Annotated in this window: 15 protein-coding genes and 2 pseudogenes; 9 read left to right on the forward strand and 8 right to left on the reverse strand. The window is 65.3% G+C overall.

The genetic code is table 11. From position 1 onward, the window contains the following. Nucleotides 1–211: 211 nt before the first annotated feature. The 3 genes from NS1_RS03335 to NS1_RS03345 form a co-directional block, all read right to left on the reverse strand. Nucleotides 212–1,018: an LppX_LprAFG lipoprotein gene (locus NS1_RS03335; RefSeq protein ID WP_056819493.1), complete on the reverse strand. Its 807-nt coding sequence runs from the start codon at nt 1,016–1,018 to the stop codon at nt 212–214. Between the two features lie 231 nt (nt 1,019–1,249). Further along, entirely contained in the window at nt 1,250–1,792 is a 543-nt protein-coding gene (locus NS1_RS03340) for a hypothetical protein (RefSeq protein ID WP_062981386.1), read from the reverse strand. A gap of 184 nt (nt 1,793–1,976) precedes the next feature. Beyond that, the gene (locus NS1_RS03345; RefSeq protein ID WP_157125075.1) at nt 1,977–3,431 is read right to left on the reverse strand and encodes a helix-turn-helix domain-containing protein; all 1,455 of its coding nucleotides are present in this window, start codon (nt 3,429–3,431) and stop codon (nt 1,977–1,979) included. A gap of 157 nt (nt 3,432–3,588) precedes the next feature. Here NS1_RS03345 and NS1_RS03350 point away from each other — a divergent pair, with 157 nt between their 5' ends. The 7 genes and pseudogenes from NS1_RS03350 to NS1_RS42600 form a co-directional block, all read left to right on the forward strand. Further along, nucleotides 3,589–4,482 (forward strand): helix-turn-helix domain-containing protein, encoded by an 894-nt coding sequence (locus NS1_RS03350; protein ID WP_063816050.1) that lies wholly within the window; start codon nt 3,589–3,591, stop codon nt 4,480–4,482. 32 nt (nt 4,483–4,514) lie between these two features. After that, a complete protein-coding gene (locus NS1_RS03355; RefSeq protein WP_062981390.1) occupies nt 4,515–5,339 on the forward strand; it encodes an SAM-dependent methyltransferase in 825 nt (274 codons plus the stop codon). A gap of 55 nt (nt 5,340–5,394) precedes the next feature. Then, nucleotides 5,395–5,808, forward strand: coding sequence for a hypothetical protein (locus NS1_RS03360; protein ID WP_157125076.1), 414 nt, complete (start codon nt 5,395–5,397; stop codon nt 5,806–5,808). Nucleotides 5,809–6,017: 209 nt separating this feature from the next. Then, the gene (locus tag NS1_RS03365; RefSeq protein WP_062981394.1) at nt 6,018–8,138 is read left to right on the forward strand and encodes an acyltransferase family protein; all 2,121 of its coding nucleotides are present in this window, start codon (nt 6,018–6,020) and stop codon (nt 8,136–8,138) included. An 86-nt stretch (nt 8,139–8,224) separates the two neighbouring features. After that, the gene (locus NS1_RS03370; protein ID WP_062981396.1) at nt 8,225–8,413 is read left to right on the forward strand and encodes a hypothetical protein; all 189 of its coding nucleotides are present in this window, start codon (nt 8,225–8,227) and stop codon (nt 8,411–8,413) included. 9 nt (nt 8,414–8,422) lie between these two features. Next, nucleotides 8,423–8,510: pseudogene (locus NS1_RS42355) on the forward strand (transposase); the annotation flags it as partial. 27 nt (nt 8,511–8,537) lie between these two features. After that, nucleotides 8,538–8,680, forward strand: a pseudogene (locus NS1_RS42600) (IS701 family transposase); the annotation flags it as partial. Nucleotides 8,681–8,777: 97 nt separating this feature from the next. Here the strand turns inward: NS1_RS42600 and NS1_RS03375 are convergent. After that, nucleotides 8,778–9,026: a hypothetical protein gene (locus tag NS1_RS03375; protein ID WP_062981398.1), complete on the reverse strand. Its 249-nt coding sequence runs from the start codon at nt 9,024–9,026 to the stop codon at nt 8,778–8,780. Between the two features lie 14 nt (nt 9,027–9,040). After that, nucleotides 9,041–9,706: a TNT domain-containing protein gene (locus tag NS1_RS03380; RefSeq protein ID WP_218019885.1), complete on the reverse strand. Its 666-nt coding sequence runs from the start codon at nt 9,704–9,706 to the stop codon at nt 9,041–9,043. A 1,197-nt stretch (nt 9,707–10,903) separates the two neighbouring features. Between NS1_RS03380 and NS1_RS41475 the strand changes: the two genes are divergently transcribed. Together NS1_RS41475 and NS1_RS03385 are read left to right on the forward strand one after the other, a co-directional pair. Then, entirely contained in the window at nt 10,904–11,026 is a 123-nt protein-coding gene (locus NS1_RS41475; protein WP_255284396.1) for a hypothetical protein, read from the forward strand. Between the two features lie 59 nt (nt 11,027–11,085). After that, nucleotides 11,086–11,718, forward strand: coding sequence for an HAD family acid phosphatase (locus NS1_RS03385; protein WP_062981402.1), 633 nt, complete (start codon nt 11,086–11,088; stop codon nt 11,716–11,718). Between the two features lie 158 nt (nt 11,719–11,876). On the opposite strand, the gene NS1_RS39820 is transcribed toward NS1_RS03385, so the two are convergent. The 3 genes from NS1_RS39820 to NS1_RS03395 all read right to left on the reverse strand — a co-directional run bounded on the left by NS1_RS39820 (nt 11,877) and on the right by NS1_RS03395 (nt 14,571). Then, complete coding sequence (locus NS1_RS39820; RefSeq protein WP_169812735.1) at nt 11,877–12,014, reverse strand: hypothetical protein; 138 nt, start codon at nt 12,012–12,014, stop codon at nt 11,877–11,879. Between the two features lie 168 nt (nt 12,015–12,182). Next, nucleotides 12,183–13,127: a zinc-binding dehydrogenase gene (locus NS1_RS03390; protein WP_062981403.1), complete on the reverse strand. Its 945-nt coding sequence runs from the start codon at nt 13,125–13,127 to the stop codon at nt 12,183–12,185. 43 nt (nt 13,128–13,170) lie between these two features. Continuing rightward, nucleotides 13,171–14,571, reverse strand: a complete 1,401-nt coding sequence (locus NS1_RS03395) for an NAD-dependent succinate-semialdehyde dehydrogenase (RefSeq protein WP_084503426.1) — start codon at nt 14,569–14,571, stop codon at nt 13,171–13,173. Nucleotides 14,572–14,657: the final 86 nt, after the last annotated feature.

The raw sequence follows: 14,657 nt of genomic DNA on the forward strand, positions 1-14,657 counted from the left end.
CCTGCCGACCAGCGTCCCGACACGTATAGTCCTTGTGGCGCCTTGCATCTCGCTGAACATTCTCTTATTGGATGCGCACTCGTGCGTTCGTGATTCGTTTACCGCTGACGACACCCAGACGACACACCGGCCCGGGGCTGCGGAGGGCACTGCGTGCCAGGTTCCGCTGACCCCGGACCGGTGTGGGTTGATCCGGTATTACCGGCGAATATCAGCCGGCGGGCTTGATGATGTTGACCGGCTTGGCCCAGTTCGACAGGCCGACGGTGACCTCGCCCTGGTCCTTCTTCACCACGGCGCGAACAAGATTCGGGCCGTCGCCGGTAGAGGCCGCATCCGAGGGCTTGGTGGAATCGGAGGCAGGCGGGGCGGTGTCCTGGATCCACACGGTGATCGGCATGGTGCCCGCGTTCTGGCCGATGCGCGGCACGATCGGGTCGATCACGGCGGCGTCGATGGTGCCGGAAACCTTGACGGTGTTGATGCCGTCGATCACCTCACGGCCCTCGGTCTTCGCGTTCTGGATATTGGCGATCACATTCGCGATGCCCTTGTCCTTGTCCAGGATGACGCCCGGATCGTAGACCTTCTCGGCCGGACCCGCGGGCACGTAGCGGCCGCCGGTCTGGGTGTAGAGGACCTTGTCCACCACAAGGAATTTCGCCTCGGTGAAGGAGGCTTCGGGGGTGAGCTTGACCTTCGCCTCGCCCATCGCCGCGCCCGAGCCCTGTGTCTCGTTGGTGACGTCGGCGGACACGGTTTCCACCGGCAGGTCGGGCAGGTTCTTGACGTTGATCTTCAGGTGCACGTTGTGCAGGGTCTGCGTGGTCTTCGCCGACTCCTTCACGATCTGCGCGCCCTCGGGCAACTGGCCGGTGGGCGCCGGACCCGCCGTGGTGGCCGAATCGTCTTTCGTGCAGCCGGATACGAGAGCCGCGCAGACCGCCGCCGCCGCGACGACCGAAGTGATGCCGGAACGTCGCGCGAAGCGCCGACGCGAGGTGGGGTTCGGTGCCATGTCGATCAAGTTTCATCCCCTGGAGATGGTGGTATATCGGTATAGGGGCAGCCGAAGACCTTCATCTCGTGCTCCCCCCGACGGCGATATTACCCGAGGAATCCGAATTGCGAACCCTCTGCGCGCACTGACTATTTCGGCTCTCCGAGACCGTGCACTGAACCTCGTTACCCCAGGTCAGACGATCGCACGGCAGCGCCGCCGAGCCCCGATGCTGCGCTGTTGCCCTCGTTACCGGACAGGTTGGTTGCCCCGCCCCAGCGGTAGCGCGACGCGCAATGCTCGAATGTCGTCGACCAGATCGGCATAGCCTTCCTGGACTTGAGCGAATCGCAGGACGGCATGGTGCTGGTGCTCAGCGCTCTTGGTGTGGCGCAGTGTCCATTGAACCTGGGTGTAGTTGTCGGCTACGTGGCTGATCACCTCGCCGAGGGAATGGGTGTGGCGACGGCCCGAGGTGGGACGAGGAAGGTGACACGACGCCCACTCGTCGATCAGGCCGATGACGGTGTTGATCCGGCCGCTGGTGACGCTGGCATCGAAGTCCGCCGGCCGACGGGTGGTCGATACCGAGGCGGTGAGCAGCGTCGCATGCAGATCAGCCAGTTCGCGCGCCCACTCGATCAACGGGGAACCGCCCTGCAGATTCCCGGCGACGGCCAGCAGTAGCTGGCGGGCTTCGAGCAATCCCTCCGCGGTCCGTGCCCGCACGTCGGCCACGCCGCGGTTGTCAGGCGTCGCGGTGGAGCGGCCCGCGTGCGTCACTCCGTTCATTACACACACCCGGCGCACTGGCGTCTGGCCATGTCCCGCTGGCCACGTCTGGGGGTCGTGGTGATCATTGTTCGATTACAGCCCCAAAGATTTTCTGCGACAATGACATTCGACCGGACATGTCCTCGGTGGCGCCAAGCGCGGATGACATCGACCGAGCTCGTCCGGAGGCGCGCCCGCATGGCTACGCGGTCGCGAGGCGGTATCGAGACGTCGAACGCGGAGCGTGCTGGTCGGCGCGAACTGTCCGCCGGATCACCTGGCACATTTCCCGCACATCGGATCGCGAGGACGCGAGGGTCGCGGCATGCACCAGCTGCCCCAGTCGGTCGCCGACTCGCCTGCTGTCGACCTGGCCGGTCATGTCCAGCGCAGCCGCCGCAAACGAGACCGCATCATCGATCTGGCCGAGGCGGAAGGCGCCGGTGGCGACAGTGATGTTGTCGAACAGAATGCTGCGGACCGGTCGCCCCGGTGTGGACGCGGCCAACGAGGCTCGGGCGGCGTCGACTGCTTCGACCGTATAGCGTTCAGCGGTCTGTCCGCGGGCCGTCAGGGCGTACTCGTTGTAGATCACCGATCGCATACCGGTGAACTCTCCGGGGGTGAAGAACACCCGGGTCCACGGCTCGACGGGGTCCGCGACCCTGCCGATCGCTTCCTCGGAGCGCGAGAGCGCGGTCCGCATCCGGCCGACATCGCCCATCATGGCATGCGCCCATGCCTCATTGGCATACAAGCGGGCCGATTCCCCACCGCCGGCGGCGTCTTGGGCGGGCAACTGCCCGAGTTGGAACACCCGCAGGGCAACGCGTGGGTCGCGCTCGATCAGGCTGATCCGACCCAGGACGTAGAGCGTCGACGCCACCAGGCTGTCCACGCCCGCCCGCCGCGCGGAGACCAGGGCCAATGTCGCGAATTGGCGGGCGCGCTGTTGATCACCGATGTCGTGGTAGGCCCATCCGATCAGCCTGGCCAGGTCGGCGGTGGCGACCAGCAGTGAGTGCGCGAGTGCCGTGTGTCCGCGGTACTGGGCCAGCAGCGCGGTGGTCGATTTCAGCAGGCCGACAGCCGTGCGCGCGACTGAGCCGCCCCCGTGTCGCTGGTCCTTTTCCCGCAGTTCCGCGATGGCGCTACGTACGACATCGAGGTCGAGCTGCGTTGTGTCGCTGACGCTCTCGGGACCGTCGAGAGACGGCAGCCACGGAGTCAGAATGTCAGCCGAACCTACGACGGCGGTCGCAAGGGCCTCCAGCAGAGTCGCGTTCGCGCCGCGATGCGTCCCGGCACCGGGAAATTCGGGAGACTGTGACACCGCTCTATCAGCGATCCCGACAGTCGGGTCCGGGGCCGAGGGAACGGAGTCGACCTCGGGTACCGGCGCGCCGAGCACAGCCAGCAGGCCGCGGTAGGTCTTGCTCGGCCTGCGGACCTCGCCGAGTTCCCAGCGCGCGACGTGGCGTTCCGAACACGCGACATTGATGCTGTCGCGGCGAGCACGATCGTTGATCATCTCGGCGAAATCCCCACGGCTGAGCCCTAATCGAGCGCGGCGATAGGTCCGAAGTCGCTGTCCCCAGCTGTTCACGGCCCCAGCGTCGGGATAGCCGCGCAGGGTTTCGGAGTCGGTGACGTCCATGAGTGGGCCCCACTCTTGTTGCGCCGCAGGGTATGTCACAGTCCGGACTCACCCTCTGACTTGTTCGCCAAATAATCTTGGTTGATAATCTAACCTGATAATCAGGATTGCGAAACTGGTGGCATCCGCCGCCCAGCAGCCCGATACGGTGGGATCCATGGCACGAACCGCACGAAAAGTGCTGCTAGGTCGCGAGATCGACGCGCTCCTGCGGCGGTCTCGAACTACCCAGGCCGAGGCGGGGAAGATGATCGGGGTCAGCCAGTCGCGGATCGCGGCGGTGATCAGCGGCACAGGCAACCTGAGCGCCCAGGCGCTCGACGAGCTGGTCCGAGAGCTCGGCGTCACCGACGAGGACTACATCGCGATCCTGCTCGATCTCCGCGAAGACAACCACCGCCGCGGATTCTGGAACTCCGGTTATCGCCGCGCCTACATCGAGGAGCTACGACTACTCGTCGACCTCGAGGATGTGGCCGATCGCCTGCGCGAGACCGGTGCCGAGATAGTTCCCGGCCTGCTGCAGCACGAGAGCTATATCCGCGCGCTGCACGAACCCCTGCAACCCGACCCCGACGACCCGGGCGCGGTCACCGTCGACGACTACGTGCAGGCCCGCATCGCACGTCAGCGAATCCTGCTCAAGCGGGGAGCACCCGAGTTCCACGCCATCCTGTCGGAGTCCTGCCTGCGCCGTACCTACGGCGGGGACACGGTGATGCTCGCCCAGATCACCCATCTGCTCGAGCTGTCCCGCCGCCCCAACATCCAGATCCAGGTCATGCCCTTCACCCACCAAGCACCCGGCGCGGGCATGGAGGACCGCTACATCCTGGTTCGCGTGCCCTCCCCGGGGGCCGCGGGCGATCTCGAGATGGCCGTCATCGAAGCCCAGGGCGAGATCCGCTACATCGACGACAAACCTGCTGTCGGGATCCGCGACAAGATCTTCAACCGCCTGACGATGACCGCGTTGAGCCCCCACGACTCCCGTCAGTTCATGGAACACCTCGTCCGCGGACTCCGCAGCCGACCGACCATCCAGCGATAGACCGGCCCCACCTCAACCGCAGAGGAAACACGATGTCCGACAGTGACTTCGAGCCCCGCCCCATCGACACCAACAAGCCCAGCTCCGCACGCATCTATCACCACATGGTCACCGGCGAGGTGATCTTCGAATCGGACCTGCCGTTCATCCAGCGGCTCTACGCCGATATTCCCTTCTATCCGTTGTGGGCTCAGCACAATCGCCGGTTCCTCGCCCGCGCCGTTCGCCACATGGCGGGCACCGGAATTCGCCAGTTCCTCGATATCGGGTCCGGCCTGCCGACCGGCGGCAACACCCACGAAGTCGCGCGCGAGCTCGCCCCCGACTCCCGCGTCGTGTACGTCGACAACGACGAAGAAGCGATCAACCGCGCCCGCGACCTGCTGCGCGAGCAAGGCGTCACCGACACCGCGACGATGGTCGACGCCGATCTGCGCGAGCCCGGGCGCATCCTCGCCCACCCCGACACTCAACGCCTGATCGACTTCAGCGAACCCGTTGGGCTGCTGTTGGTTTCGGTGCTTCCGTGGGTCACCGACGCCAGCGAGCCCGGCAAGATCGTCGCGCAACTGCGCGACGCGCTGGCCCCCGGCAGCCACATCGCGATGACCCATGTGTCCCTCGAAGACGCGGGTCCGGAGATCAAAGCGCAGGTGGCCGCCGGTGCTGCGGTCTTCACCGATGCCAGCACACCGGTCACCCTGCGCACCCGTGCGCAGTTCCAGACGTTCTTCGACGGGTGGACCATCGCCGACCCGGGCATCACCTACGCCACGGACTGGCGGCCCGACCAGCCGATCGACTACGACGACTATGCCCGCCCCTGCAATTTCGCCGCTATCGGCAGCCTGCCGTAGTGTGCGCCCGCGCTGTCGTCAACGTCGCCGACAGCGCTGTTCGAAAGGATCCACCATGTCGTTACCGACACCGCCCGCTCATCATTTCCGTAAAGCGGCCGCCAGTTCCCCACAACAGGCGTGCGTGATGGTCTACCGCGACAACCACCGCACCATCATCTGGGACGACAAACTCGCCGGCCCCGTCGACACTGTGACGCAACCGGTCCCACTCGATGAATGCCTGACCCTCGACCATCACCAGTTCGAGGCCCTGCAAGCCGCGATCCGAGCAGGCCGGCCCATCCGGGGAGCTCTCGTCGTCGCTCGAAGATTCGACGGCCTCTACGAATTCAGCGCCGCGCCGGAGTGCAGAGCATCAGCCGGGACCGCCCGCCTCTTCTTCGACCGCCTCGAATACACCGCGTTCGTCGACGCGGTGCGCCACCGAGAGTTCGAACGATCGACCTTCCTCTCCGCCGCCGCGTGACCGATCCTCGGAGCCGTCGAACTCTGCTCCGATCTGGAACGGCCTGCGGGCTCACCGCCGCGATGGTGTAACTCGTTGCGTACCAGCGCGAATGGACCTGGTGGTTTCGACCGTGATAGGAGAGTTGTCATGTCGTCGTCATCGTCCGTTCGCCGGGGAACCGGCTCGCCTGTGCCTGATGTGATCTCGGCAGGGTGGTGTCAGCGGTTGTGACCGATGTTGACGCCGATTCGATCGACTCGACCGAGCAGGCTCGCCTCGCCACCGCGACGCGAACCAGCCGTCAGTGGGAGTACCGCTTCGATCTGGACGGCTTGCGGGGGCTCGCGATCGCATTGGTCGTGGTCTTTCATGTGTGGTTCGGTCGTGTTTCCGGCGGTGTAGACGTCTTCCTGGTGCTTTCGGGGTACTTCTTCACGGGCTTGCTGCTGCGTCGGGCGGCATCGTCGGAACCGTTCTGGGCGTGGTCGGTCGTGCGCCGCACCCTGCGCCGACTCGTCCCGGCCATGACGGTCGTGCTGGCGGCGGTTGCCGTCGCGTCAGTGCTGTTGCTGCCGTATACGCAGTGGTCGCCAGCAGCCGCACAGATTCTGTCGTCGCTGTTCTACTACCAGAACTGGCAACTCGCCCTGACATGGTCGGACTACCTGGCCGCTGATCCTTCGGTCAGCCCGCTGCAACATCTGTGGTCGATGTCGGTGCAGGCCCAGTTCTACTCGGTTGCGCTGCTGGTGGTCGCCGCTGTCGCCTGGCTGTTTACTCGGCTCTCACGACCGGGTCGAGTTCGCCCCGCTGTCGGCGGGATGGTGGTCGCGGTGTCCGTGGCCTCGTTCTGCTACGCCGCCTATGGCACCGCGACGAATCAAGGATGGAACTACTACGACAGCTTCGCCCGCGGGTGGGAATTGTCGGTCGGCGCCGGTCTCGCCGTCGTCGCGCCTTCGCTGGTGCTGTGGCGGCAGGTGCGTGTCGCGCTCTCGGTGCTCGGCGCTCTCGGTGTCGTGCTGTGCGGGTGGCTCATCGTCGACGGCGCCAACCGTTTCCCGGGGCCCGCGGCCCTTCTCCCGGTCTGCGCGACAGCTGCTGTGATCCTGTCGGCGATGCGGCTGCGGTATGCCGACTGGCCGTTGGCGAACCGGCTACTGGCTCACCCGGCCATACGGTGGCTCGGCGATATCGCCTATCCCCTGTACCTGTGGCACTGGCCGATCCTGATCTTCTTCCTCGCCGAACGCGGGAACACCCACGCCGGGCTCGTTGGCGGCACCGGGGTGATCGGGCTGTCGGTTGTCCTGGCCTGGATGACACACCGCTGGATCGAACAGCCACTGCGGCAACGCACTACGCGCATCGACACACCCGATGTAAGGCATTCACGATCGCGACATCTGGTCGCCTCCACGGTCGCGGTGTTGCTGGTGGCGACCATCACCGTCACCGCCGGTTGGCAGTTCACAGTGGCCCAGGTCCACCCACCGGTCGCGGCCTGGGAGCTCGACCCGGCGAAGTACCCGGGTGCGGAGGCGTTGGCCTCCGGCGCGGCGACTCCCGACGAGCCGATGCGGCCCACCGTCTTCGACGCGCTCACCGAAGTCCCCCCGCCCACAGCGGACGGGTGTATCGCGGACTGGGACACCCGCGACGTCGTCACCTGTACCTACGGCGACCCGGAGGCCGATCGGACGCTGGCACTCGTCGGGAGCTCCCACGCCGAACACTGGTTGCCCGCACTCCAGGTGCTCGCCACCGAACACTCGTTCCGCATCCAGGTGTACTTGAAGATGGGCTGCCCGCTCACGCTCGCCGAGGACGCCACATACAAAGGCGAGCCCATCCCCGATTGCCGGTACTGGTCGACCGAAGTGATCAACCGCCTCGACGCCGACCGCCCCGACTGGGTTTTCACCACCGGAACACGGCCCCGCGACGAAGGCGGCGACGAGACTCCCGCCGACTATCTCGCCGTCTGGACGGCACTGTCGGATCGTGGTCTCAACGTGGTCGCCATCCGCGACACCCCGTGGCTGCGCCGAGGAACCGTCCGATACAAAGCCACCGATTGTTTGGCCGGCGGCGGGAATCGCAGGAGCTGCGGCATGCGCCGCGAAGACGCGCTCGACCCGATCAACCCAGGGCTGCAACCGGCTTCGGCGTTCCCCAGCGTCTTCCCGATCGACATGACGGACGCGGTCTGCGAGCCCACGCTGTGCGCGGTGGCGGAGGGCAACATTCTGATCTATCACGACGAGCATCACCTCACCGCCAGCTACTCCCGGTCACTGGCCGGACCACTCGGGCGGGAGCTGCAGCCGATACTCGGGTGGTGGTGAGGCGCGCCCTCGGCCTTACATCACCGTCGGCCGACGGCGGGAACGATACGGTGCGGGTCAGGATGCAATCGAGATGCGCATCAGCTATGGGGATTCACCCGAGACTTTCGGCGACCTCGGCCGCGGTGCTCGACTTGGATCTGGCCGTCATCGACGGCCGCGACCCCTTCGTCCCGAAGCTCCTCGGCGGTACACCCGCGCAGGTACCCGACCGATACCGCAAGGTCTCCCCCATCCGCCACCTCCCGGCGAAGGACACCCACATCACCCGGTGACGAGACCGGTTCCTGAAGAAGTACATCAAATCCGCTGGCGTGCAACGGCAGTACTCCGGCACCGCCGGCCGCACGGAGCAACTGCCAGGTCTGCGTTTCTTGGCGCAGCATCTGTAACCCGACCGAAATCGCCTACTACCTCTGCTACGGTCCGGCCTCGTCGCGGATGGTGATCTGGCTTGGACCGCCGGGTCGCGTTGGCACGCGGAAGAAACGTTTCAGCAGGCCATAGGCGAAGGCGGACTCGACCACTCTCACACTCGCGCTACCGGCGACGCGGCCACTCGCTCACCTGAGTGTAGCTGCAGTACTAAGCCGACCCAGCGGGTGCCGCACCGAATTGTCGGTGCGGCACCAGTTTTCGTCAGTTCGATGGTGCGCCGGTGAGCGTGTTCAGCATCCATTGGGCGGCATCGGCTTCGGTGTCGAAGTTCGCCCGCACGTCGAATCGTCCCCGCTCGTAGGCACCGACCTCCCAGCCATCGTCGGAGCCGGGTCGCAGGAACCAGAAGTCGGTGGGGGGTGGACTGGTTTCGTGAACGCCGGCGATCTGGAACGACTCGGAAGGCAAGCCGGCGGCCGTGAGGGCGTCGGCGAGTTCATGGCGATTCATGGTGGGCACTCCGCTCAGGAAGGTCGTTCTTCGACGAGGTAGCCGTTCTGCAGCAGCCAGGTGACACTCAAAGCCGGACCGGCTTCGGGGAGGTAGTTCGACTCCAGTTTGTACTGGGTGCCGCCGCCGGGCTGTTCGAACCACGCCGCGATCGGGCCCGCGTCGACCTGAAACGGTTTGAGCACGCAATACAGGTGGTAGTTGCTCAGCGGTGTGCCGGTCGGGGTGTTCAGGTTCTGCGGCGGTAGGGCGCGGGCGGCGAACGAGTCATCTTGCGGTGCGAGGAATTTGCCGCCCGCGTAGCCGAAACGGTCGACCCGTTTACCCGGTGGCAATGCCTGCGGGTGGCGCATGGTGTGTCCGGCACGCACGACGAATCCGTCCTCGGGTGGGTAGATCCACCACCCCTGCTCGGTACGGTATTTCGCGACGAACTGGTCAGCGTTCAAGGCTCCGAACCGCTGATATCCAGCCAGGAGCGGACCGACCGGTGGCTGCGTCGGTAGTGGGTCGGGACCGAGATACTGGCGGTCGCCGTCATAGAAAGTGGTGGTCGCCGGCGCGGTGTCGGGAGTGCCCGGACTGCACGGTCCAGCCGGCGCGGCCGCACCGATGGCCGGTGCTCCGGAGAGCAACGCGACCAGGGTGGCAGCTACGGCGAAAATCGATCTCGAGCGCATGCGATTTGCCTCCTCGATGGATCGGAACCCGTTGGCGCTCATTACATCATCTCGCCGCGCTGGATTGAGGCTTCGCGATGGCGATTCGCCCAAGATACGGCTGATCCGCGTCGAGGACCTGACGGGGAGATCGCCTTCGGTCGTCAGCGCGCTCGATCAGATCCGCACGGGAACCTTCGAAGAACTTGCCGCTGCCGGGTTGGACACTTCTCGGCGAGATGGCGAACCCTGACTTGCGGAGGTTCGCCAATGACGCTGTCGCCGGATCGAACTCCGAGACGGGTTGAATCTTCGCTCCGGGGTGTGCCCCACCCCGCAACTCTACGACCACACCTGGTCCCTGCCTGATATCGAAGGCACAGCGACCAACCTTCATCACTGACATCGGCCATCGACACTGTGAATCGCACAGATCTTGCCGAGGCTCAACGGCTCGGTGTCGTGGATCGTCGGGTCCTTCAGTGTTAGTCGTCTTGAACCGGATTCGATGCTGCGCATTCGTCTAACACGGTCGACACGATAGCCCCATCTAGAAGGGGTCCACGCCGACAGACCCGCTGGGCCCGGCTTGCTCGGCGCCCACCAGTGCGGTGGACACAATTACGCCGACCGCGCCACGCATTTGGCCCGAGGCCTTCCCTGCTCCATAGCCAATGCATGTGACCGAGGATGGTTTCCAACGCTGCAAAGAGTGAATATTTTCATGCTTAGATACGCATATCTATATTTATACATGTGATGCCGGGTAGTTCAGACAACCCAATGAGCCAACTGCGACGGATACATTCCACTTGATGCCGAACCACAGCATCCGGCCACCGATATCTGAACAGACGGTTCCAACCTGACTGCCGCGCCACCGATATCCACCAAGCCGACAGCGCTTTCTTCTGGCTGTCGTTCACCGCGCTACGCGCTTTAGCGATCACCGCAGGTGTGCCCGCCGCCGAAGCACGGGTCTGGTGGAGGGCAGCCTGCCCCAGAGTTTCATCGCCCTGCCGATTCTCTCGCTCACACACCAGCCCGGCACCGAAATAGAGCCTCGAACCTGGGCGCCAGCCGCATGTGAACCTTCTGCTATTCCTAGCGTCCATGTCCCACCTTCGGCCGTGCAGACGTTCAGGTGAACAAGCTGACCCGGGGTCAGAGCTTCGCCACTGCATTCCGCCAGGTGCTCTTCACCACCAGAAGTCGAGCATGGAGATCGCCGACGCGCTCTACGGCGTGCGCATGCGCGGCGACGGCATCACCCAGGTGATCTCGCAGCGGTTGAACCGGGCCGAGGTGTCCGACGCCGATTCAGTGGGCGGTCCCGCGTAGCAGTCCCACTGCACGGATTGTGAAGCTGCGTGGCTCGGTCCGCTGTTAGCGTGCGACAGATGAAACGTGTTACTGCATCGATCGTCGCCGGTGTCGCGGCCGCGCTCCTAGCTCCACTGCCCGCCGCGGGCGCCGACACCGGTTCGTCGTCGCTGTCCGGCGGCGGTTCGTCCTCGCTGTCGGGCAACCAGTCCGAGCTGCCGCCGTACGCGCAGTGGATCGGCGAGATCACCCCGGTCGTGGCCGAGGCGAAGACCTATCTCGCCGGTCGGCTGCCCGGCGCGACCCGGCCCGCGATCGTCTTCGACATCGACAACACGACGCTGGAGACCACTTACAACACCGGCCTGATCATCCCGGCGATCCAGCCGGTGCTCGGCCTGGCGACCTGGGCGAAACAGCACGGCGCCGCAATTATCTTCGTCACCGGCAGGCCCGCCCTGGTCAACGCCTACTCGCAAGCGAACCTGACCTCGGTCGGCTACCCGGTTGACGCGCTGTACGGCAGTGCGCCGACCACGCTGTCGGCGGGCAATGCCGGGCTGGCCGAGTACAAGACCGCGAGCCGGGCCGACATCGAGAGCAAGGGCTACACGATCGTCGCCAATATCGGCAACAGTGCGTCGGACCTGTCCGGTGGGCATGCCGAGCGCACCTTCAAGTTCCCCGACTACAACGGCGCACTGAACTGATCCGCGTGGTGCGGCCTTCCGGCGCCGGGTAGATCAGTGTCCGCGGCGCCGGGGAGCCGTCATAGCGCCCGCCGACCGGAGCCGAGCCACTGGGTGTGGCCGACGTGACGGTCATCGCCAGCCCGATGAAAAGTGCCGCGTCCTCGGCGAATCGGCGGTCAGCCAGCCTGCGCCGACTCGCCGCGCCGCCCACCATGCCGCAGGGCGGGCAGGTCGGCTTGCCAGCCGCCGTTCTCGCGGATCAGCTGCCAGGTGTTGCCGAACTGTGGACCGCGCCGACAGGAAGGGTAGCTCACGCCCTTCGGTTCAACCAGATCGCCCACTGCCCAACATCTTTGGACTCCACCCACGAGGCAGATGCACGCCCGGCTGACACTGTATATACGCGGGTCCGCTGGCGGTGGTCCGCCACCGAGCCCGCTGCCGTCGTGACCGCAACGCCCGCTACCTTGAAGTTCGTGCCATCAGCTGATGTCGATGACGATCTTGCCGCTGTTGTGTCCGGCGTCGAGGAGTCGATGGGCCTCAGCGATCTGATCGAGGCGAAGAACTTTCCCGATCCGCGGACGTGCCAGCCCGCGTTCGAAAACCGGGGTCATTTCGGTGAGCCGTGCGCGCTCCCGGGTGAGGAAGATGCCATACAGCGTTTGGTTGCGCTGATACAGAGAGTCGAGGGATCCGTCCGGAGCGAGGACCGTAGCTACCTTGCCGCCGTCCCGTGTGGCAGACAGGCTGCGTGCCACGTTGCCCCCGCCGACGGTGTCGAGAACGGCATCGACGCCGAGGCCACCGGTATGTTCGCGAGCCACTTCGACGAAGTCCTCCGACTCATAGTCGATCGGAGTCGCACCCAACTCACCCACCATCTCCATGTTGGCCGAACCGGCCGTAGCCAACACCGACGCTCCTGCGGCCTGGGCGAATTGGATAGCGAAAGACCCCACACCACCTGACCCGCCGTGCACCACCACCACTTGTCCCGGCCGAACCGCGAGCCGCCGGACTATCGCCTCCCACGCTGTCCCACCAGCCAAGGGGATCGCCGCCGCCTCGCCGAACGTCAGCGCCGACGGTTTCGGCGCCACGATCGCGGCGGACGCGACATGGTATTCGGCGTACGCGCCTCCGCCCTCGGCGAGTTCCGAGGTGTAATACACCTCATCACCCACCGCGAAATCGCTGACGCCTGCGCCGATTTCGGCGACAACCCCGGCGACATCACTGCCCAGAACTGCGGGCAACGACAGCTGCGGATTCACCGCACCTTCGCGCACGAGCGCATCCACCGGATTCGCACTCGACGCATGCACCCGCACCAGCACCTCCCCCGGCCCGGGGCGCGGTGTATCCACATCCTGGACCCCGAGCATGTCGGGTCCACCGAATTCCTTGATCACCGCTGCACGCATACTCCCACCACCTCTCTCGGCAAGAACCTCATGTCGATCGGTATCAGCCGCCCGCGCCTGCGATTTCCGAGTTCGTCGGAACGGTGCGAATCAGCTTGTGGTTGGCGAATTCCCCCATCCCGTAGTGCGAGAGCTCGCGGCCGAATCCCGAGCGCTTGACCCCGCCGAAAGGCAGTTCGGGGGCGGTCCCGGTGGGGTGATTGATCCACACCATGCCGGCGGCGAGCTGGTCCGCGACCGATCGGGCGGCGTCGGCGTCACCCGAAAAGATGGTGGCTCCCAGTCCGAAGGTCGACGCATTGGCTTTCGCCACCGCCTCGTCAGCGTCGTCGACCGCGTAGACGACGGCGACCGGGCCGAACAGTTCTTCGCTGTACGCGCGCATATCCGCGGTGACTCCGGTCAGCACCGTAGCTTCGAAGTAGGCGCCGGGTCGATCGATTCGATGACCGCCGATCTCGGCAGTAGCTCCTCGGTCGAGTGCGTCCTGCACGATTTCCGCGAGATCGGCAGCGGCTTGATCGGAAGACAGTGGCCCCAGCGTGGTCGCCGCGTCCTGTGGGTCCCCGGCCTTCAAGGTCCCGAAAGCCTGGACCAGTCCCTCGACAAAACGGTCGTAGAGGCCCTGGACGACGAAGAATCGCTTCGAGGCCACGCAGCTCTGCCCGGTGTTGGCCATTCGCCCGGTGACCGCGCCCTCGATCAGCCGATCGAAGTCATCGCCATCGTCGAGAACGATGAACGGGTCGCTGCCGCCGAGTTCGAGCACTGACTTCTTGAGGTTCTTGCCGGCATGTTCGCCCACACTCGCGCCGGCGGCCTCACTTCCGGTGAGCGAGACGCCCTTGATTTTGGGGTTGCCGATGATGCGCGCGATCTTCGAACCGGAGACGAAAAGATTGGTGTACACGCCCTTCGGGGCTCCGGCGTCGGCGAACAGCTGTTCCAGGGCCAGCGCCGATTGTGGGCAATTGCTGGCGTGTTTGATCAGCACTGTGTTGCCGAGTGCCAGGTTCGGGGCGGCGAAGCGAACAACCTGGTACAGCGGGAAGTTCCACGGCATTACCCCGAGCAGAGTCCCGATCGGCACGGTGCGCACGATCGCAGTACCGTCGTCGACCTCGATACTCTCATCCGCGGTCATTTCCTGGCTGTGGTTCGCGTAGTACCGCAAGATCTCCGAAGCCAGCGCAACCTCGCCTTTGCTCTCGCCGATCAACTTGCCCATCTCCAGTGTCAGCAGCGGCGCCAGCTCATCTGCCCGATCTGCCATGAGCTGTGCGGCTCGGGCGAGAACGGCCGCACGCTCGGATTTCGTCGTGGCGCGCCAGGACGCGAATGCACCGTCTGCGACGTCGACGGCATCGTCGACTTTCTGGTCGCTGAACTCGTCGAACTCCTCGACTGTGACATTGTCGGCCGGGTTGATCGTTGCGATCGCCATGATCATTCCTTTCGGCAGGGTGGGCCAGCTTCCTCCGTAATAGCCGCTGCGAACAACAGCAAACACTGCCCACACAGCACTCACCA

Source organism: Nocardia salmonicida NBRC 13393 (genome assembly GCF_001613085.1).
Lineage (GTDB): Bacteria > Actinomycetota > Actinomycetes > Mycobacteriales > Mycobacteriaceae > Nocardia > Nocardia salmonicida.

Excerpts from the sequence above, each read along its gene's own strand:
- NS1_RS03335 (WP_056819493.1), bottom strand. The coding sequence starts at position 1,018 with ATGGCACCGAACCCCACCTCGCGTCGGCGCTTCGCGCGACGTTCCGGC.
- NS1_RS03340 (WP_062981386.1), bottom strand. The coding sequence starts at position 1,792 with ATGAACGGAGTGACGCACGCGGGCCGCTCCACCGCGACGCCTGACAAC.
- NS1_RS03345 (WP_157125075.1), bottom strand. The coding sequence starts at position 3,431 with ATGGACGTCACCGACTCCGAAACCCTGCGCGGCTATCCCGACGCTGGG.
- NS1_RS03350 (WP_063816050.1), top strand. The coding sequence starts at position 3,589 with ATGGCACGAACCGCACGAAAAGTGCTGCTAGGTCGCGAGATCGACGCG.
- NS1_RS03355 (WP_062981390.1), top strand. The coding sequence starts at position 4,515 with ATGTCCGACAGTGACTTCGAGCCCCGCCCCATCGACACCAACAAGCCC.
- NS1_RS03360 (WP_157125076.1), top strand. The coding sequence starts at position 5,395 with ATGTCGTTACCGACACCGCCCGCTCATCATTTCCGTAAAGCGGCCGCC.
- NS1_RS03370 (WP_062981396.1), top strand. The coding sequence starts at position 8,225 with ATGGGGATTCACCCGAGACTTTCGGCGACCTCGGCCGCGGTGCTCGAC.
- NS1_RS03375 (WP_062981398.1), bottom strand. The coding sequence starts at position 9,026 with ATGAATCGCCATGAACTCGCCGACGCCCTCACGGCCGCCGGCTTGCCT.
- NS1_RS03380 (WP_218019885.1), bottom strand. The coding sequence starts at position 9,706 with ATGCGCTCGAGATCGATTTTCGCCGTAGCTGCCACCCTGGTCGCGTTG.
- NS1_RS41475 (WP_255284396.1), top strand. The coding sequence starts at position 10,904 with ATGGAGATCGCCGACGCGCTCTACGGCGTGCGCATGCGCGGCGACGGC.
- NS1_RS03385 (WP_062981402.1), top strand. The coding sequence starts at position 11,086 with ATGAAACGTGTTACTGCATCGATCGTCGCCGGTGTCGCGGCCGCGCTC.
- NS1_RS03390 (WP_062981403.1), bottom strand. The coding sequence starts at position 13,127 with ATGCGTGCAGCGGTGATCAAGGAATTCGGTGGACCCGACATGCTCGGG.
- NS1_RS03395 (WP_084503426.1), bottom strand. The coding sequence starts at position 14,571 with ATGGCGATCGCAACGATCAACCCGGCCGACAATGTCACAGTCGAGGAG.